This is a genomic window from Sulfidibacter corallicola (genome assembly GCF_017498545.1).
GTDB lineage: Bacteria > Acidobacteriota > Holophagae > Acanthopleuribacterales > Acanthopleuribacteraceae > Sulfidibacter > Sulfidibacter corallicola.
In genome coordinates this window covers 9,897,003-9,917,807 of sequence record NZ_CP071793.1, presented here as the reverse complement: position 1 = coordinate 9,917,807, position 20,805 = coordinate 9,897,003, and the positions used below count along the sequence as shown (strand labels likewise).

Genomic DNA, 20,805 nt, shown 5'->3' with positions numbered 1-20,805 from the left:
TATCTGATGACCGGGGCACTGTGAGCGAGGGTGCTCCGATGATCGCCAGGCGCGACGGATATCTGATGACCGGGGCACTGTGAGCGAGGGTGCTCCGATGATCGCCAGACGCGACGGATCTCTTCGTTTGCGGGGACCTTGGCGCACGGTGCTTTGGGCCGAAGTGCGGGTCCGAATCACGCCTCCTGCGTGGTTCCGGCGACCGCGCGCAATACGTCGACCAACTGGGCGGCCATGTCCGAGATCGTCTCTTCGGCGTACAGGCGGGCGTCGTACTCCCACTGGCACCGCAGGCCGCCGTCTTCCGTGCGGGCCGCGTACAACGTCAGCTCGAACTTGGCGGTCGGCTGCTCGACCTCCTCCAGCGGGTCGATGCGCAGGGCGCCCTTCTTGGTCGCCGTCGGTTCGCCTTCGCCCGGGGTACCCGGGACACCGCCCAGGTGCAGGTCCCGGAAATTTTGGAAGCTGTACATCAGATTCACCAGCGGCTGGCGTTCGCCGCCGCGTGCGCCGCACACGTCCTCGACCACCCGCTCGAAGGGATAGGCCCCGTTGGCCATGCCCGACTGGACCTCGGTCGTCACCCGGTCCAGCAAGGTCTCGAAGCGCCACTCGGGGTCCAGGTCCAGGCGGATCACGAGGACGTTCACCAGCAGACCCACCAATCGCTCCAGCTCGGGTCGATCGCGATTGGCGTGGCCGATCCCGATCCACAGGTCCTGACGCGCGGTGAGCTGGTGGACCAGGCAGAAGTACCCGGCCAGCACCACGTTGGCCAGGGTGGTTCCGCGGCGAATGGCCAGCTCGGTCAAGTGGGTGGTGACCTCCGCTTCGAGATGCGAGGTCAACAGGCCCGCACGGGGCGGTTGGTTGGGCTGCAAGGGGTAATCGTGGGGCATCGGCGGCGGGTCGGGCATCGCCGCCAACTGACGCGTCCAATAGGCACGCTGGCCCTGCCAATCCTGGGTCTCCTGCCAAACCGTGACGTCGCGGAACGAGACCTCCGGAGCGGGCAACGGATCCTCGCGGTTGGCGGCAAAGGCCCGGTACAAGGCGGCCCAATCGGCCAGCAGCACGTGCAGGCCCCAACCGTCCGTGAGGATGTGGTGCAGGGCCAGGTACAGGTGCACCTTGCGTTTGCCGGTGGGCACCATGACCACGCGCCAGGGTGGAGCCGCGCCGAGATCGAACGGCGCCGTCACCTTTTGCGCCACGACGCGGGCCAAATCGGCCTTTTTGGTCTGGGGACACCAAATCAGGTGCGATTCCAGCGGGCTCTCCTCGGCGGACAGGAACCGCAGCCGTGGGGCGCCCTCGCGTTCGGAAAAGACGGCGCGCAGCATTTCGTGGCGCGCCACGAGCGTAAAGGTGGCGCGCCGCAGGGCCACCGAATCCAGCTCGCCCTGCAGGCGGTAGCCGCCCACCATCAGGTAGGTCGCGTCGCCCGCCTCGGCCAGCCGATCCAGGAACCAGAGTCGTGCTTGCGCGGGCAGTAGGGGATAATCCTTCGATTCCGGCGCCGCTTCGATCGGGGGAATGGTGAGGCGCGGCTTCAGGCCGGTCGCGGCGCGGACCTGGGCCAGTTGATCGCCGAAGGTCGGGTGCCGGAACACGCTGCGCAGGGGAAGATCCACGTGGAGGTCGCGGCGCAGGCGCGCCACCAGGAGGGCCGCCTTGAGGCTGTGTCCGCCCAATTCGAAGAAATGGCTTTCGTACATGGGCGGCGCGCAATCCAGCAGGTCGCACCACAGGCGCGAGAGTTTGGCCTCGACCAGGTCGCTGGGTGGTGTCGCCACCTTTTGCCCGCGTTCCGGGGATGGTGAGGAGGGGACCGGCAGCTTGCCGATATCCACCTTGCCGGTGGGACCCAGCGGAAGCGAAAGCAACTCGATGAAGCGCGAGGGCAGCGTATAGGCGGGGAGCTGTTCGGCCAGGTAGTGGCGGACCTGCACTTCGATGTCTTCTTCTTTGGGCGAATGCCACACCACGAAAGCCAACAGCCGCGTTTCTCCGCCGGCCTCACGCCAGGGCGTCACGACCGCATCCGCGACCCCGGGGTGGCGGCGCAGGGTGGCGGTCACGCCTTGGCAGGAAACGCGGAAGCCGCGGATCTTGACTTGGTCGTCGTCGCGGCCGAGGATTTCGAGCATGCCTTCCTCGGTCCAGCGCCCGCGGTCGCCGGTTCGGTAGAGCCGTTGCCCCGCGAACAGGTTCCGGTCCTGGAGCGAGGTGCCGCCGCCGTCGAGTGAACGGGGGTAGGGCACGAACCGCTCCGCCGTGCGGGCCGGTTCGGCGTGATATCCGCGACCCAGCCCGGTGCCGCCGATGAAGACTTCGCCGGGAACGCCGATCGGCACCGGTTGACCAGTGTCGTCGAGAATCAGCGTGAGGGTGTTGACCAGCGGTCGTCCCACGGGAATCGGCAGGGATGCGCCAAAACCTACCGGTACCTCGTAGAGGTGGGAGCAGACCGACGTCTCGGTCGGGCCGTAGGCATTGAAAAAGTGCTTTTTGCCACTGTAGAAGGCGGCGTCGCCGCGGTGAACGTGATCGCCGCTGGAAGCCAGGACGCGCAAGCCGGGCAGGGGATGGTTGTCCAACAATTGGAGGTAGGTGGGCGGGAGGGTCAGGACGCTGATGCGCCGCTCGGCGACGAAGTCCGGGAAGCGGTGCGGCGCCAGCGCTTCGCGATCCATCAAGACCAGGGTCGCACCACTCAGCAGGGCCATGAAGATTTCGGAGAGGCTGACATCGAACGAGGGCGCCGCGAATTGGAGGAGGCGGTCGCCTGGCTCGACGCCGTAGCGATCGATTTTGGCGAGGGTCGCGTTGACGAAACCTCGATGGGTCACGGTCACGCCTTTGGGCTGTCCGGTCGAGCCGGAGGTGTAGATCAGGTAGGCCGCGTTGGTGACCTGGGCTTGGGTTTGTGGCGCTTCGGTCGCGGTCTCCCAGGCTTCGGGTTCGGGGTGGGCCAGGTCGAGGGTGCGGCATCCGCGTGGCAGCTCCAGGCCGTCGACCGCCATGGTGCCCCAATGGATCAGCAGGCGGCATTGGGCGCTTTGGGCGATGTGGCGCCGGTAGTGGAGCGGGGCTTCCGGATCCAGGTAGACGTAGACGGCGCCGGTTTCCAGCACCGCCAACAGCGACAGGATCCACTCGATTCGGGAGCGCGGCACGGCCACGGCGACCACCCTCTCCGGACCGGCGCCGGCCGCCCGCAGGCGGAACCCCAATTGGTTGACGGCCCGCGCCAGGTCGGCGTAACCGAGCCGTTCCTCGCCGGCGACCACGGCGGTCCCGCGATTGTGTTTCGCCGCACTTTCCAGGAACAATTCGGCCGCGGTGCGATGCAGCGGATAGGGTTTGCTGGGGGCTTGGGCGAAGCGGCGCGTCACCAGGTCTCGTTCCTGCGGTGGCAGGACTTCCAAATGGCCCACCGCCACCTCGTCGTCGGCCAGCATCGAGCGCGCGGCCTGTTCCATCTGGGCGGCCAGGCGGGCGATGCGGTCCGGGCGATACAGGTCCTCGCGGTACATCAGTTGGATGACCAGGCCGCCGTCTTCGGTGTCCGCCAGTTGCACGCTGAGATCGAACTTGGCGTGGAAGTCGGCGGTCTCGGCGGGGCGCAACGACACACCGGCCAAGTCCATCGGCGGCGCTTCGTTGTTTTGGTAGACGAACAGCACGTCGAACAGCGGGTTGTGGGCCAGGTCGCGCGGGGGCGCCAACTCTTCCACCAACAGGTCGAACGGGTAATCGGCGTGATCCATATCCGATCGCAGCCGCTGACGCACCTGCTGGAAGAAATCGCGGAAGCTGGCGTCCGGGTCCAAGCCGATTCGCAGCACCAGGGTGTTGACGAACATGCCGACGATCGGCGCCAACTCGGCGCGGTCGCGTCCGGCGGTGATGGTGCCCAGGCTCAGGTCGCGTTGACCGGTGTGGCGGTAGAGCACCACGGCGAACAGCGAGAGCCAGAGGGTGAAGGGCGACGTATCGAACCGGGCCGCCAGGTTGCGGAGTGGATCGATCAGTTCGGGCCCGATCTGGTGCTCGTGAAGCACGGCCCGGTACCCGCGTACCGCGGTTCGCGTGAAATCGCCGGGCAGGGTGACCACGGGCGGCAGCGGATGCAACCGCTTGTGCCAGTAGTCCCGGTGTGCCGCCATCTCGGGGTCCTGCATGCGGTCGCGTTGCCACAGGGCGAAATCGGCGTAGTCGCGCTCCGGAGCCGGGAGATCCGACGTCGCGCCGCGCACCTGGGTGCCGTAGAGATGGGTCAACTCCTGGACCAGAATGGCGACCGACCACCCGTCGGCGACCAGGTGGTGGAGGGTCAGGGACAGCAGCCAGTGGTCGGGTGCGACCTGAATCAGCATTGCACGGAACGGCGGCCCCTCGGCCAGGTTGAACGGGGCCGCATCGTGGGTCTGGGCCAGCCCGATCGCGGCGGCCTGGCGTTCGGTGGGCTTCTTCTCCTTCAGTTCGGTGCGGTACAGTGTGAACCCACCGGGCGTCGGCAGAATGCGCTGAACCGGCTCGCCCTCGTGTTCCACGAACGTGGTTCGCAGCGAGGGGTGGCGCGTGACCAGCGCTTCGAGCGCCGTCGAAAGCGCATCGGGATCCAGCGGGCCGTCGATCCAGAAGGCGGCCGAGAGATGGTAGGCCCGGTCGCTGTCGCCGATCTGGTGCAGCAGCCACAACCGCCGCTGGGCGTAGGAGGTGGGAATTTCGCCCAGATCCTCGCCGCGCCGGGGAATGGCTCGGTAGTTGGCGATCTGGAGTCGGTCGATGTGGGCGGCCAGCTCGGCGATGGTGGGGTGCTCGAACACGGCGCGCGCGCTCAGGTCCAAATTCCATTCCGAAACCAGGCAGGCCTTGAGACGCACCGCCGTCAGGCTGTGCCCGCCCAATTCGAAAAAATTGTCGTGAATGCTGATCTCGTCCAGGTCCAGCAAGTCACACCAGATGCCCAGCAGGGTTTTTTCGAGGTCGTCGCGCGGCGGCTCGTCGCGCTCGGGGGCGATGCCGCCGCGGCTCGGCTCCGGCAGCGCGCGAATGTCGATTTTTCCGTTGGGTGTCAGCGGCAGGGTCTCGAGGTTCACGAAGAAACTGGGCACCATGTAGGAGAACAGGTGGTGTCCCAAAAAGTCGCGCAAGGCCTGGGGCTTGGGAAGATCGTCGCCGGCGATGTAGGCCACCAGTGCTTCTTCGCCGCGCACCCGCCGCATCATCACGTGCGCCTGGCGCACGCGACTGTGGCGCAACAGCGCGTGGCGCACCTCGTCGCATTCGATGCGGAAGCCGCGCAGGCTGACCTGGTGGTCGGTACGGCCCAGGTACATCAGCTCGCCGGCCTCGCTCCAACGGCCGCGATCGCCGGTCAGGTAGATGCGGCGACCCTCTTCGAGCGGATGCGGCACGAACCGGGCGGCGGTCTGGGATGCGGACAGGTAGCTGCGCGCCAGGCCCACGCCGGCGATGGCGATCTCGCCCTCGACACCGAGCGGCACCGGTTGCCAGGCCGCGTCCAGAACCCACAGCTCCGTGTTGGCGATCGGGCGACCCAGCGGTACGCCCTCCTCGTAGGCTCGACCCTGTTCGGCGAAGTGGTTGCTCACGCAGACGGATGCCTCGGTGGGCCCGTAGGCGTTGACGAAGCCCAGTTCGCCCGCGTAGTGGCGCGCGTCGTCGGGATGGGCGGCCTCGCCCGCGCTGATCAGGATTCGCAGGCTGGGCAGCGGAGCCTTCTCCAGGAGCCGCAGGTAGGCCGGAGGCAGGACCGCCCAGCTCACCCGTTGCTCCTCCAGGAAGGTGCGGAAACCGGCGTGGTCGCGGAAGGTATCGTAATCCACGTAGACCAGCGAGGCGCCGTGCAGCAGGGCGATGAACGACTCGTAAAGGGAGGCGTCGAAGCTGACGTCGGCCAGCTTGAGCAGGCGATCGCGCGGCGTGACCGCAAAGGCCCGACCCTGGTCGACGGCGGTGTTGATCAGGCCGCGATGAGTACAGACCACCCCTTTCGGGTGCCCGGTCGATCCCGAGGTGAAGATCAGGTAGGCGGCCTGGTCGGGATCGATCTGACGGTTGGGCGAAGGGCCCACGGGCTTGGGCAGCCGATCCTGTAGGTGGACCGCACAGGGCGGATCCTGATCGAAGAGCATGTTCAGCAGCTCGGTCTGGGTGATCAACAGGGAGGCCCCGGCATCGCGCAGCATCATTTCGGCCCGCTCGCTGGGAATCGCCTGACTGAGTGGCAGATAGACGCCGCCGATCTTGAGCACGGCCAGCATCGCGATGGTGCTGAGTTCACCCAGTTCGGTCAGCACCGCGATGACCGGTTCCCGGCTGGACAGGTCGTATTTCAGCAGTTCCATGGCCAAGCCGTTGGCGTAGCCGTTCAACTCGCCGTAACGCATCATGCGGCCGTAGCAGTAGATGGCGGGCGCTTCCGGGTCGCGGCTGACGGTGCGTTCGAAACCGCGCGCCAGGTGCGGGAAGAGCTGGTTGTCGGTAGCCTGCGCCTGGAGACCCCGCAATTGCTGAAGTTCCTGTTGGGGCAGCAGCTCGAGCGTCGCCAGGCGGCGTGCCGGATCGCGCGTCACCGATCGGGCCAGTGTCTGCAGATGGGCGCTGAAGCGGTCGATCATGCCCGCGTGGAACAGCGAGGTCTTGTATTCCAAATCGTAGCGCAGACCCTCGCGGTCCTGTGCGAAGTTGAAGGTCAGGTCGAAACGGCTGACGAGCGTCAGGTGCGGATAGGGCGAAAGGTTCAGGCCCTCCAGTTCGGGGGCGTCGTTGATGTCGTCCTGGAGCACCACCAACACGTCGAACAGCGGTGAGCGGGACGGGTCGCGGTTCCCGGGCAGGTCGTCGAGCAACTGGTCGAAGGGATAGATCTGGTATTCGAAGGCCTCCGCCGTCGTGTCGTGGACCTGGCGCAGCAAATCGCGGAACGACGTGTCGGGATCGAGCGTGTCGCGCAGCACCAGCAGGTTCACGTAGAAACCCACCTGTTGGTCCAGGTCGGGGTGCAGGCGACCGGCGATCGGTGAGCCCGTGACGATGTCGGCCTGACCGGAGTAGCGATGCAACAAGACCTTGACCAGCGCCTGCAACAGCATGAACAGCGACACGCGTTCGCGGCGCGCCAGCTCGTGCAGTGCCTCGCTCAATTCGGCGTCGAAGCGAAACTCCGAAAGTGCGCCCTCGGCCCGCGCCACACTGGGGCGTTTACTCCGGAGCGGCAGGTTCAGCGGGGGCGGAGGCGGTGACAACTTGCGCAGCCAGAACTCGCGTTGGCGAATCAGGTCGCCGCCGTGCAGCATGCGCTCCAGCCAAATCGTGTGGTCCTTGTACTGGATGGTCAGGGGCGAGAGCGGGTTGGCGCGGCCTTCGCGAAACGCCTGGTACAGTACCTGGAGCTCGCGAATCAGGATGCGCATCGACCAACCGTCGACCACGACGTGGTGCATGTTGAGCAGAATCAGGTGGTTTTCCGGGTTCAGGTGAACCAGGACCGCGCGCAGCAGGGGGCCCCGTTCCAGGTCGAAGGGGGAGAGGACTTCGCGTCGCGCCAATTCGGCACCTTCGCGCTGGGCTTCCGCCGCCTCCAGGCCGCCGAGGTCGATGTGGCGCATGACGTCGGCCATGCTGTTGTGCACTTTTTGGAAGATCTGGTGATCCACCCGGTGGAGCGTGGTGCGCAGCGCCTCGTGACGGGCCACGAGCGCCTCGATCGATTTGCGGAACGCCTCGGTATCCAGCGGGCCGACCGCCCGGAAAAAGGCGGGAATACTGTAGGAAACCGACTCGGGATCCATGCGCTGCAACAGCCACAGCCGGGTTTGGCCGTGGGAGGCCGGGTAGTATTCAGATTTGGGGGCCGGTTCGATTTCGCTGTAGGTCACGGTATCGTGATCGCGCAGGCGCTCGGCCAATTGACGCACGGTGGGTGCTTGGAACAGGTCGCGCAGGCGCATCTCCCGGCCCAGGTTGCGCTGGACCGCGGCCACCAGGCGCATGCCGTCGAGGCTGGTGCCGCCCAGTTCGAAGTAGTGGTCGTCGACGCTGATGCGCTCGCGACCCAGGATCCCGGCCCAGACCGTGGCCAGCTCGCGTTCCAACCGGTCGCGCGGCATTTGGAACGGGCGGGCCAGGTCGCGGTCCAGTGCGGCCGGTCGGGGCAGTGCCGCGTTGTCGAGCTTGCCGTTGCGGGTGAGTGGAATCTTTTCCAAAGGAATCATGTGACTGGGGACCATGTAACTCGGCAGCAGGCGCGCCACGAACGACCGCAACGCCTCCGGCGAGACTGCCGGCTCGGCGACGTAGTAACCCGCCAGTACCGGCTCCTGGTGGTCGTTGTGCCAGATCGCGATCGCCGCTGCCTGAATCGAGGCGTGGGCCTTCATCGCCCGCCGCACCTCGTTGCTTTCCACGCGGAAGCCGCGCAACTTGACCTGCTCGTCTTCGCGACCCACGAATTCCAGGTGCCCGTCCTCGTTCCAGCGGCCGATGTCGCCCGAGCGGTAGAGCATGGTGTCGGGCAGGTCGTCGCGGGCCACGAAGCGCCGATCGGTCAGTTCGGGCTGGTTGACGTACCCCAGGCCCACGTTGGCGCCGCCGATCCACAGTTCACCGTAGCAGCCGATCGGCAAGACCTGGCCGTAGCGGTCCATGACGTACACCCGCGTATTGCTGACCGGGCGGCCCAGCGGAATGCGGCCCTCGATCTCGCTTTCGTGGTTGACCGTGAACGAGGTCACCACGTGGGTTTCGCTGGGTCCGTACTGATTGTGGAGCTGGGCTTCGGGTTGGGACGCCAAAAAGCGCCGGATGCCCTTGGTCAGGTAGGGCTGCTCGCCCGAGGTGATGACGTGCCGCAGCGAGGCCAACTTGTCCAGCTCGGCGGTCTCGTGCAACAACAGGTTGAGCACCGAATACGGCATGGTGAGCGATTCGATCTCGTGCTGGGCGATGTAGTGCGTCAGGCGATCGATGTCGTAGCGCATCTCGTCGTCGATCAGGTGCAGTTCGCCGCCGGTGATCAGGGTGAACAGCATCTCCTGAACGGCCACGTCGAAACCCAGTGCCGCGTACTGCAGCGTCCGTGCTTCGCGCATGGTTCGGTGGCTGGTTCGTTGCCATTGCATCAGGTTGTAGAGGCAGCGGTGGGTGCCCACCACCCCTTTCGGCGAGCCCGTCGATCCGCTGGTGTAGACGATGTAGGCCGGATCCTCCTGGACGCTGACCACCTGGGGGTTGATTTTGGACGCCTCGGGCAGGCGCTCGATGGCGAAGGCCGGCGGGGCCATCGCCAGCTCCGGCAGGTCCTGGCCGCTGCCGATCAGGAGCAGGGTACAGCCCGCGTCCACGATGATCGCGGCCCGGCGCGTCGTCGGGTTCTCGGGATCGATCGGCAGGTAGATCGCGCCGGACTTGAGCACCGCCAGCATGGCGACCACCGCCCAGGGATCGCGGTTGGGCAGCACGCCCACCACGTCGCCCGGCTTGACGCGATGCACCTCGCGCAGTTGGTGGGCCCACTGGTTGACCGCCTGGTTGAGCTGGTGATAGGTCCATTTCGTGTCGCCGTGGACCAGCGCCGTGTGGCGGAACATGCGCGAGGCCGCGCCCTCGAACAGCTCGATGACGCTCTCGGTCTGGGAGAAGGTCTGCTGGTCCGGGCAGAAGGTGGACATGAGCTGGATGCGGTCGAGCTGGGTCAACATGCCCAACCGGGCAATCGGGCGACGCGGATGGGACAGCAGGCTCTTGGTCAGCTCCAGCAGGTGCGACACGAGGCGGAACATCCCCGGTCGGGTGAAGAGATCGCTGTTGTACTCCAACGTGATGTCGAGGCCGGTGGGGCCCTCGCGGAAATCGAACAGCAAATCGAACTTGGCGACGGTGGCGTCGACGTCGAACGGCTTGAGCGTCAGGCCGGGTGGATCCTCGGCTTCCAGTTCGTTGTTCTGCAGCACCAACAACACGTCGAACAGCGGCGAACGCGACAGGTCCCGCTCGGTCGCCAACTCCTCCACCAGGAGGTCGAAGGGGTAGTCCTGGTGGTCGTAGGCTTCGGTCGTCGTCTCGCGCACCGAGCCGAGTACCTGCTCGAAGGTGTCGTCGCCGTTGAGGAAATCGCGCAGGACCAGGGTATTGGCGAAAAAGCCGATTTGGTGTTCCAGGTCGGCGTGATTGCGGCCCGCGATCGGCGAACCGATGCGGATCTCCGACTGGCCCGTGTAGCGGTAGAGCAACACCTTGACCAGTGCCACCAGCGCCATGTACAGCGATGCGCCGTGACGGCCGGCCAGTTCGTGCAGGCCTTCCAACAGGGGCGGATCGAGCTGGAAGTGGACCTTGGACCCGTTGAAACCCGGTTCGCGCGGGCGGGGCTTGGCGGTGGGCATCTCGAGCGGTTCCATCGGTGGGGCGAGGCGCTTGTGCCAATAGGCGCGCTGGCGCTCGAAAAAGCCGCCGGCGAGGCGGTGATTCTGCCAGATGGCGTAGTCGCGGTATTGGATTTTCAGGGAACGCAGCCGGGGGAATCGGCCCGCGCGTGCCGCCTCGTAGTAGGTCACCAGTTCCTTCAGCCAGACGCCCAGCGACCAGCCGTCGGCGATGATGTGGTGCATGGTCACCAGCAGCAGGTGGCGTCTGAGGCCCAGCGTCAGCAGGACGATCCGCATCAGCGGTCCCTGGCGCAGGTCGAACGGGGTGGTGGCCTCCTTGCGGGCGTAGCCGTCGGCCACCAGTTCCGGATCGTGCAGGTCGCTCAGGTCCAGTTGCGAGAACGGCAACGGCAGGCTGGGGTGCACGAATTGGCGGGGTTCTTCGTCCACCATGTCGAAATGGGTGCGCAGCGTTTCGTGGCGCTGGAACAATTTGAAGAACGCCTGGCGCAGGGCCGACACGTCCAGATCGCCCTTGAGCAGGGTGAAGGCCGGAATGTTGTAGGCGATCGGGTTCTTCTCGATCTGGTGCAGCAGCCACAGGCGCTTTTGCGCGTGGGACAGCGGGTAGTGCGCGGCGGTGGGTGCTGGTTTGATCGGTTCGAAGGCGCTGCGCTCCTGCTTGCGGATCACCGCCGCCTGCTCGGCGATGGTGGGCGCCTGGAACAGCACCCGCAGCGGCAGCGCCACGCTGAGTACCTGGTGGATGCCGCTCGCCAGCCGTGTCGCGGTCAGGCTGTGGCCGCCGCGTTCGAAGAAGTTGTCGTGAATGCCCAGCGCCGCCTTTTCCGGGATGTGCAGCACCTTGCGCCACAGGTCGCTCAGGCGCGACTCCAGCGGGTCGCGCGGAGCGATGGCGCCGGCCGAGGAGGGGCGGCCGTGGATCAGCGGATCGGGCAGGGCGGTGCGGTCGATCTTGTCGCTGGCGTTCAGGGGGAAGCGCTCCATGAAGACCAGGTAGCGCGGAATCATGTAGGCGGGTAGGAAGCGGGCCAGGTGCTCGCGCAGCTCGCTGGTGGGCAGTTCCGGGCCCAGCAGGTAGGCTGCGAGCTCCGTATCCGTGCCGGTCCAGGCCTTGGCGAGCACCAGCGCGCCGCGAATGTCCGGATGGCGCAGCAGGGCCTGCTCGATTTCACCGCACTCGATGCGGTAGCCGTGGATCTTGACCTGATCGTCGCGACGCCCGAGGAACTGGATCACGCCGTCGGGCCGGCGAATGCCCAGGTCGCCGGTGTGGTAGATCCGTTCTCCGGCCTCGAAGGGGTTAGGTCGGAAGGCGTCGGCGGTGGTGGCCGGTTGGTTCAGGTAACCCATCGCCAGGCCTTCGCCGGCGATGCAGATCTCGCCGGGCACGCCGGTGGGCACCAGGTCGCCGTCGCGATCGAGCAGGTAGACACGGGTATTGGCCATGGGCAGGCCGATCGGAATCGACGAACCCTGGAGCGATTCGTCCGGGGCCAGGGTGTGGGTCAGGCACTCGACCGTGGCCTCGGTGGGCCCGTACGTGTTGGTGAACCGCACACCGCCGCTGTTGGGTCGGTTGAGCCAGGTGGCGACCAGGTCGGTGGAGACCTCTTCCGCGCCGATGGTGATGTGGCGCAGGTCGGTGCGGCGGTTGCCGAAATCGTGTTCGAGCAGGGCGCGGAACATGCCGGGCGTGACGTCGAAGATGCCGATGTGGTGGCGCCCGAGGTAGGCGCACAGCGTGGACGGGTCGCGCCGCGTCTCCTCGTCGATGACGTGCAGCGTGTGGCACAGCAACAGCGCACCGAAGATCTGCTGGACCGAGGCGTCGAAGATGAAGGGCGCGATCAGGGCCTCGTGCAGGTGTTGGCGGTGATGCCCGTAGATTTCGTTTTCCAGGCCGGCCACCAGGTTCATGACCGAGCGGTGGCTGACGATGACGCCCTTGGGCTTGCCGGTCGAGCCGGAGGTGTAGATCACGTAGGCGGGGGCGGTCGAGGGGGCCTTCATGGGCAGGTGCTCGGGCTCGGCCGTGATCGTCCGCAGGTCCACGGTACGCATGTTGGTTTCCAGCAGATCCGCGGGCAGGGGCGTGCCGTCGCTCAGGACCAACTTACATCCGGCATTGCGGACCATGTAGGCCGAGCGGGCCGGCGGTTGACCGGGGTCGAGCGCCAGGTAGGCGGCGCCGGCCTTGAGCACGCCGAGGATGGCGATGATCGTCCAATCCGAACGACGGGTGAAGACCGCCACGAAATCGCCCGGCGCCACGGCCTGCTGTTGGCTCAGGGCACGGGCCACGCTGTTGGTGACCGCGTCCAGTTCGCCGTAGCCGTGGGTGCGGCCCGCGAAGACCAGGGCCGGCCGGTCCGGGAACAGGGCCGCGCAGGCACTGAAGGCCTCGCTCAGGGTGTAGCCGTTGTCGAAGGGGACCGAGGTTTGGTTGAACCCGCCGAGCAAGCGGTGCCGTTCGGCATTGCCCAGCATCGGCAAGCGGCACAGCGGTGTTTTGGGGTCGCGCACGGCGGTGTTGATCAGGCGCTGGAAGTGACCCGCCAGGCGCTGCATGCGCTCTTGGTCGAAGAGTTCCACGTTGTATTCGAGGGCCATGCCCATGCGGCCTTTGTCCTCGCGGAAATAGAACGAGAGGTCGAACTTGGCTTCGCCTTTGGGCTGCGGCAGCGATTCGGCGCTGATGCCCGGGAAATTGGGGCCCTGGTCCTGTTGGTTCTGCATGACCAGCAGCACGTCGAACAGCGGCGAGCGCGACGGGTCGGTCCGCACGCCGAGATCCTCGATCAACAGGTCGATCGGGTAGTCCTGGTGTTCCAACGCATCGTTGAGCGTGTCGCGCACGTCGGCGAGCAGTTCCACGAACGGCTGGCGCCCTTCCGGCTGGCAGCGCAGCGGCAGGGTGTTGAGGAACAGGCCGATGAGCCGGTCCAGGTCGGCGTGGCGGCGACCGGCGACGGTCATGCCGCAGATCAGATCCCGTTGCCCGGTGTAGCGGTAGAGCAGGGTGAACACGGTGGCGGCCAGGACCGCGAACGGCGTAGTGGCATGGCTGCGTGCCAGCTTGTGCAGGCCACGCGTGGTTTCCGCGCTGAGATGGATGCGCTGTTCGGCGCCCTGGTAGGTGCGCAACGCGGGACGCGGTGCGTCGGTGGGGAACTGCAGGACGGGCAGGTCGCCCGCCAGGTGGCGGCGCCAGTACTGACGGTGGCTGTCGAGGGTCGAGCCGGAAAGCAGCTCGTGCTGCCAGGCGGTGTAGTCGCGGTATTGCAGCGGCGGGCCCGGCGGCATGGGGTCCTTTTGCAGCACGGCCTGGTAGATCTCGCCCAGCGATTGCCAGAAGATGCGGGCCGACCAGCCGTCCACGGCGATGTGGTGCAGGTTGACCATCAGCAGGTGACGGTGGTCGGCGACGCGAATCAGCATCAGCCGAATCGGCGGTTCCTTTTCCAGGTCGAAGGGCGTGCGGGTTTCTCCCTGGGCCAGGCGCAGCGCGGCCCCGTCCGGATCGCGACTGCCGCGCAGGTCGACCAGCGTGAATGGCGGTTCTTCCTCTTCGCCGATCACCTGGCGGACCTCGTTCTGGACGAAGGTGAAGGTGGTGCGCAGCACCTCGTGGCGGCGGTAGAGCTCGCCGAAGGCCGTGACCAGGGCGTCGCGGTCCAACGGGCCATCCAGCCAGTAACTTTCCGGCATGTTGTAGGCGGCCGAATCGCCGGCCATCTGGCGCGCGACCCAGACGCGTTTCTGGGCGTGCGAGACCGGGTAGTTGGGTGCTTCCGGTTGGCGTGGAATCGCATGGAACAGGGTGGGTTCGCGCTCGCACAGGTAGCTGGCCAGGGCGGCGATGGTGGGGTGTTCGAAGATGTCGCGGGCGCTGGGCCGGGTGTCCAAGCGGCGGTGGATGGCGGTGGCCAGGCGGGTGGCGCTCAGGCTGTGACCGCCCAGCTCGAAGAAGTTGTCGTGGCGGCCGATGCGGGTGTGACCCAGAACCTCGCGCCACAGGTCCGCCAGTACGCGTTCCAAGCCGTCGTGGGGCGGCTCGTGCTGCGCGGCCGAGGTGGCCGCGGCGCCGTGTGGATCGGGCAGGGCGTTGCGGTCCAGCTTGCCGGTGGCCGTGCGCGGAAACGATTCCAACAGGACCATGTGGGCCGGCAGCATGTAGGTGGGCAGCAGGCGGGCCAGTTCCTGGCGCAGGCCGCCGGCGCGGGCGCCGTCGACACGCAGGTAGGCCACCAGCACCGTGCCGGCGCTTTGGGAGGCTCGCGGCAGGACCAGGGCCTCCTGCACCGCCGGCAGCTTTTTCAGGGCGGCCTCCACCTCGCCGCACTCGATGCGGTACCCGCGAACCTTGACCTGGTCGTCGCCGCGACCGAGGAACATCAAGTTCCCGTCCCGCCTCAGCCGTGCGCGATCGCCCGAGTGGTAGAGGCGGCTGCCGGAGAGGTAGGGGTCGGGCCGAAAGGCGTGCGCGGTCTTGGCGGGCATGTCCTGGTAACCGAGGGCCAGGCCCACTCCGCCGATGCAGAGCTCGCCGGTGAAGCCCGGGGGGACCGGGTTCCCGTCGCGGTCGCGCAGCACGACGCGCGCGTGGTCGAGCGGCGTGCCGATCGGTACCGGACCCTCTTCGGGCGGGCCCGGCGGCAGCACGTAGTGGGTGGCGTCGACACAGGCTTCGGTCGGACCGTAGGCGTTGGTGATGCCGATCGCCGCCGCGTGCGGTCGCTCGCGCAGCCGGCCCACCTGTTCCGGCGAGAGGGGCTCGCCACCGAGGATCAAGTGTTCCATGGTCAGCGGGCGCAGGCCGAGACCGGCGTCGATGAGTGCCGTGAGCAGGGTTGGCGTCAGGCCGATCATTTGAATGGGGTGGGTTTCCAGGTAGGTCAGCAGCAGGTGGGGTTCGCCGGCGATTTCCTCCGGCACCAGGAAGAGGGTGTGCCCCATCAGCAGGCTCAGGTAGATTTCGTGGACCGTGGCATCGAAGATCAGGGCGCCGGAGCAGGCCAGATTCACCGGCGTCGTGCTGCGCCCGGGCAGCCTGTCGCGGGTGGTGGCGACCAGGGCACCGACGGCGCGGTGCGGGATGAACAGCGGCTTGGGGTCGCCGGTCGAGCCGGAGGTGAAGATCAGGTAGGCGGGCAGGTCGGGCGCGAGCGGCACCTGGCGGGCGGTCTTCGATCGACCGGTGGCGATCAGGACGTCCACCGAGACCGCGGTGACCCCGGCCGGGTCGCCCGCGGGCGTCATGGTCTCCGGCAGCCCGATCCACAGTCGGGCGCCCGACGCCTCCAGCAGTGCGGCCCGGCGTTTGGCGGGCTGGTCGCGATCCAGCCAACAATAGGCCGCGCCACATTGGAGTACGCCGAGCATGGCCGCGATCATGCGCGGATCCCGCTCGGCCGCCAGGACGACCACGTCGCCCGGGTTCACCTCGTGTTCCTGTTGCAACGCGGCACAGATGCGCGATGCCGTTTTTTCCAGTTCCGCCTGGGTGGTGACCCGTTCGCGGAAGACCAGTGCCGGCAGCTCGGGTTCGGCGCGGACTCGTTCGCGGAATTGGCTGATCAGGTCGCGGCCGGCCATTGGCGGTTCCAGTGGCGGAATGTGCAGCGCGCGGTGCTCTTCCTCGGTGAGCAGGTCCAGCCGACAGAGCGGCGTTTCGGGGCGTTCGATCCAGCGCTGAGCCATCAGGTCGAAGCGCGCGACCAGCAGTTCGATCGTCGGCACGTCGAAGAGGTCGGCGTTGTAGGCCAGCTCCAGGGCGAGTCCGCTCTCGTTGAGGTGGAACTCGAAGGACAGGTCGAACTTGGAAAGCGGCGGCGAGAGCTCGAGCGGCGTGGCGAGGATGCCCGGCAGCTCGGGAACCGGTGGGTCTTCGGTATCGAGCGTGATCAGCACGTCGAACAGCGGGTGGTGCGACGGATCGCGTGGTGCGGAAACGCCGCCCACGACCAGGTCGAACGGGTAGTCGCCGTGCTCGAAAGCGTTGGTGACGGTCGCCGTGGCGCGGGCGATGCGCACCGACAGCGGGGCCGTGCCGCACACGTGGTCGCGCAGGACCACCGTGTTGACGAAGAACCCGACGGTTTCGCCCACGTCGGGATGGTTGCGGCCCGAGACCAGGGTGCCGAGGCAGAGGTCGTCCTGGCCGCAGAGCCGGTAGAGGAAGGCCTGGGTCAGCGCCACCAGGACGCTGAAATGCGTGGTCGCCCCGCTGCGGGCGAGGCTGTCGATGGCGACCGCGGCCGCGTTGCCCAGCGAGCGGCGCAGGCGGGCGCCGGCCGCGGTGCGCACCGGTGGGCGCGGTCGGTCCAGCGGGAGCAACAGCGGTTCGGGTGGGTCGCCCAGGTGCTTGGACCAGAAGGCCGCGGCGGCATCCCAGGCGGCACTTTTGGCACCGCCCCGCTGCCAGACCGCGAAGTCCCGGTATTGCACGCCGGGATCGGCCAGGGCGAAATTGTCGTTTTCCGTCTGGGTCGTATAGCCCGCGGCCAGGTCGCGCATCAGGACTTTCAGCGATTCCCCGTCGCCGGCGATGTGGTGCAGGTTGAGCACCAGCACGTTGGTTTCCTCGCTCAATTGCAGCAGCAGCGCGTGGAACGGCACACTCAGTTCCAGGTCGAAGGTGATCATCGCCTCGCGTAGCGCGGCCCGTCGCGCCGAATCCATCGGGTTGGAACGTTCGCGCAGGTCGCGCAGGCGCAACGGGTTCTCGGGCACGGGCAACAGCACCTGACGCGGTTCGGTACCGCCGGCGAGGATCGCCGTGCGCAGGACCTGGTGGCGTTGGAACAACAGCGAGATCGACTCGCCCAAGGCGGCCACGTCCAGCGGACCTTCCAGCAGGATGGCGCCGGCCATGTTGTAGGCGGCCGGGTGCGGTTCGGTCTGGTGCAGCAGCCAAAGCCGTTCCTGGCCATGGGAGAGGGGATAGGACTCGGTGACCGGAGCCGATTCCATGCGTGGTGCGGGCGTGCCCACGTGGTCGCGCAAATAGCCGGCCAGCGACGCCACGGTCGGGTAGTCGAACATGTCGCGAAAATGGGGGTTCAGGCCTTCCTCGCGCAGATCGGCGAGCACCCGCGCCGCGGTCAGGCTCTGGCCCCCGAGGGCGAAGAAGTTGTCGTGGATGCCGATCTCGGGTTGGTCCAGCGCGTGGCTCCAAATCCGGACCAGCAACCGTTCGAGATCGTTGCGGGGCGTGCGTCCCTTGCGTTTTTCGCGCTGGTCCTTGCCGGCCTCGACGGGATCGGGCAGCGCGGCCCGGTCCACCGCCCCGCCCGGCGTTTCGGGCAACGCTTCCAGCGTCACCAGGTGGCTGGGCATCATGTAGTGGGGCAGGACGCGCGTCAGGCGGGCCCGCAGCGCGTGGGTGTCCAGCTCGCCCTGTGCTTCGAGCCAAGCCACCAGGACGGGCTCCTCGCGATCCTGGGTGTGCAGGCCGACGACCGCCCGTTTGACCTCGGGCTGGCGCTTCAGGTGGTATTCGATCTCGGCCGGTTCGATGCGGTAGCCGCGCAGCTTGAGTTGGAGGTCGATGCGACCCATGAAGGCCAGGTTCCCGTCCTCGAGCCAGCGCCCGCGGTCGCCCGTGCGGTAGAGTCGCTGTCCCTGGCGGAAGGGATGCGGCACGAAGCGCGCCGCGGTCAGGGCCGAGCTGCCGAGGTAGCCCCGCGCCAGGCAGGGCCCGCCGATGTAGATCTCGCCGGCGAAGCCGGGCGGGGCCCAGTCCATGTGTTCGTCGAGGATCAGGACCTGAATGCCGCCGTTGGGACGGCCGATGGGCACCTCGTCGAGGCGGGCCAGGGTTTCGGCGATCATCGGGAAGCGGGTCACCTCGACGCAGGCTTCCGTGGGGCCGTAGTAGTTGGTCAGGCGCAGGGCGGCCCGGGCGGGCTCGTCGAACACGAGGGTCACGTCCTCGTGTTCCAGCGGCTCGGTGCCGGTATCGATGAAGGAGCGCGGCAAGGTCTTGCCGGTCATGTCGGCGTGGGCGTAGAGGGCGCGCAGCAGGCGCGGCGCCAGGTTGATGCCGTCGATCTGGTGCTTTTCCAGGAAGCCCGCGACCTGATCCGGATGGGCGGCCATCTCGCGCGGGATGACGTGCAGGGTGTGGCCGTGCAGCAGGGCGCCGAAGAGCGAGTGAAAGGCGGCGTCGAAAAAGAAGGCGTCCATGACCGCCATGTTCTGGGGATTGGGCCAATCGGCCAGGTCGGCCTTGAGGAACTGGGTGGCCAGGTTGACCACCGCCCCGTGGGGCACGATGACGCCTTTCGGCCGGCCGGTGGTGCCGGAGGTGAAGATCACGTAGGCCGCGTCGTCGGGCGAGACGGCGCGGATCGGCGCGCGCGGCACCTGTTCCGGGAGGCGGTCGGCCCGCACCGGTTCCAGGTCGGATTCCATCGCGATCCGGGTCTGGTTCTCCCCGTCGCAGAGGATCAGGTGGGCGCCGCACTGTTGCAGGACGCGCCGCCGCCGGCCGGGCGGGTCGTTGGGGTTCAGTGGGAGGAAGGCCGCGCCGGCCTGGAGCACGGCGAACATGGCGGTCAACATGGTTTCCGGGTGATCGGTCAGGATTGGGACCACTTCGCCGCGACGAACGCCGAAGTGGGTCGCGATCAGGGCCGCCAGGCGCGAGGCCCGGTCGAACAGGGCGCCGTAGGTCAGCGATTGCTCGCCGGCGATCAGGGCCAGGTGGTCCGGGTGTTCGGTGGCGCGGTGCTGGAACAGGCGCGGAATGGTGGTGATCGGCGGCAGGGTTGGCGCGTCGAGGCCGGACCAGTGGGCGGGGCGCGGATCTTCGCGCCGGATTTCCGCGAGCATGCGGGCCGGGGTGCGTTCGGGGTGTTCGCTGGCTTGGGTGAGGACCTTGCAGAACAGGCTGGCGAATTCCCGGGCGGCGAACGCGTCCATGAAGTGGGTCTGGTATTCCAGGTAGACCGGCAGGTCCCGGTCCTCGCGGTAATTGCGCACGCTCAGGTGGATCGGGTGCTGGAGTTGGCGGGTCAGCAGGGCCTTGTAGTCCAGGCGCAGTTTGCCGTAGCTGTGCGGGAAGCCCGGGGTTTCGTAGCTGAAGGAGGCGTCGAACAGCCGATCGCGGTCCATGGCGGCGCCCATCTGGGCCAGGGCGGCGAAGGGCAGTGCGTGGTGCCGGTAGACCGAGCGCAGTTCGCGCATGATGGCCGCGCAGCAGGCCGAAAACGGCTGGTTCACATCCAGGTGGGGCAGGACGAGCGAGGTGTCGACGAAGTGCCCGAGCGTCTGTTTGGCGTTTTTGCCGGACCGGTTCAGCAGCGAGACGCCGATCGGGGTGCGGTTGCCGCCGAAGCAGTGGTGCAGACAGGCCGAGTAGGCGGTCAGGAACATCGGGAAGATGCCGAGCCGGTGAATGCGGGCCACGTGTTCCAGGCGCAGGAGCAGGAAGCGCGGCAGGGTTTGCTCCTGGATGCCGGCGTTCAGGTCGGCTTGGGTGGCGGCGGGCGCGGGCATGTTTCGACGGTGCGGCTGCAGGGGCGGCGGCAATTCCTTCAGGCGGTCGTGCCAAAACTGTTCGCTCTTTTCCGCGCGATCGGGCCGGGGGCCGTCCTTGCGGCCCAGGAAGGGCGGTGGTTTCGGGAGATCCAGCTTTTGGTGGCGCTGCATGATGCGGTAGGTGTCGAACAGGCGCTGCACGAAGAGGAAGATGCCGTAGCCGTCCATGATCAGGTGGTGAAAGACGACCAGCAGGTGGTGGCTCTGGGCCGATTCGCGGAACAGCATGAACCGGCAGAGTGGGGGTTTGGCGAGATCGAACGGTTGGTCGAAGAGCGGCTGGGCCCGTTGGTGGAGCGCTTCCTGAAAGTGGCCTTCGTCGGCCAGGTCGACGACGGGCAGCGAGATCTTTTCCGGTTCCATCGGCGCTTGGCGTGGTTGGCCGGAGCGGGTGGTGCGGAAGCCCAGTTGGAAGCAGTCGTGATCGCGTAACTGACGCTTGAGGGAGCGGCGCAGGACCGAGGGTTTGAGGGGTCCCTCGATGTGGATCAATCCGCCTTGGTTGTAAAGCGTGCTATCCGGGTAACGCAACTGATCGAACCAGACGTCGCGTTGGTTGGGGCTGAGCGGATGACCGGATCTAGGGGCCAATGGTCGTACCTCGATGCGGTTTGGATTGGATTGGGAAATCCCGAGAACCGCGCCGAACGGCGCAAGGACGCCTCGGCACACGAGATGTCGGCGCATACCGAGTTTTCCAGCGGGAAGGGGAGCCGCGTGGAAAGGGGCCCGGCACCGGCCGCGTGAGGTAGTGATTGCGAAGCCCAAGTGCGCCGGAAAACCTGTTGGAGCAAGGTTCTTAGCTTGAACTCTAACAAACGGGGAAGGGGGTGCCAAG

General features: G+C 67.1%; 1 protein-coding gene. It reads right to left on the bottom strand.

Annotation, left to right across the window (positions count from 1 at the left end; all coding sequences use genetic code 11):
• Window positions 1-176: 176 nt before the first annotated feature.
• Entirely contained in the window at window positions 177-20,654 is a 20,478-nt protein-coding gene (locus tag J3U87_RS29960; RefSeq protein WP_237379473.1) for a non-ribosomal peptide synthase/polyketide synthase, read from the bottom strand.
• Window positions 20,655-20,805 lie beyond the last annotated feature (151 nt).

Coding starts and splice junctions, on each gene's coding strand:
- J3U87_RS29960 (WP_237379473.1), bottom strand. CDS start 20,654: ATGCGCCGACATCTCGTGTGCCGAGGCGTCCTTGCGCCGTTCGGCGCG.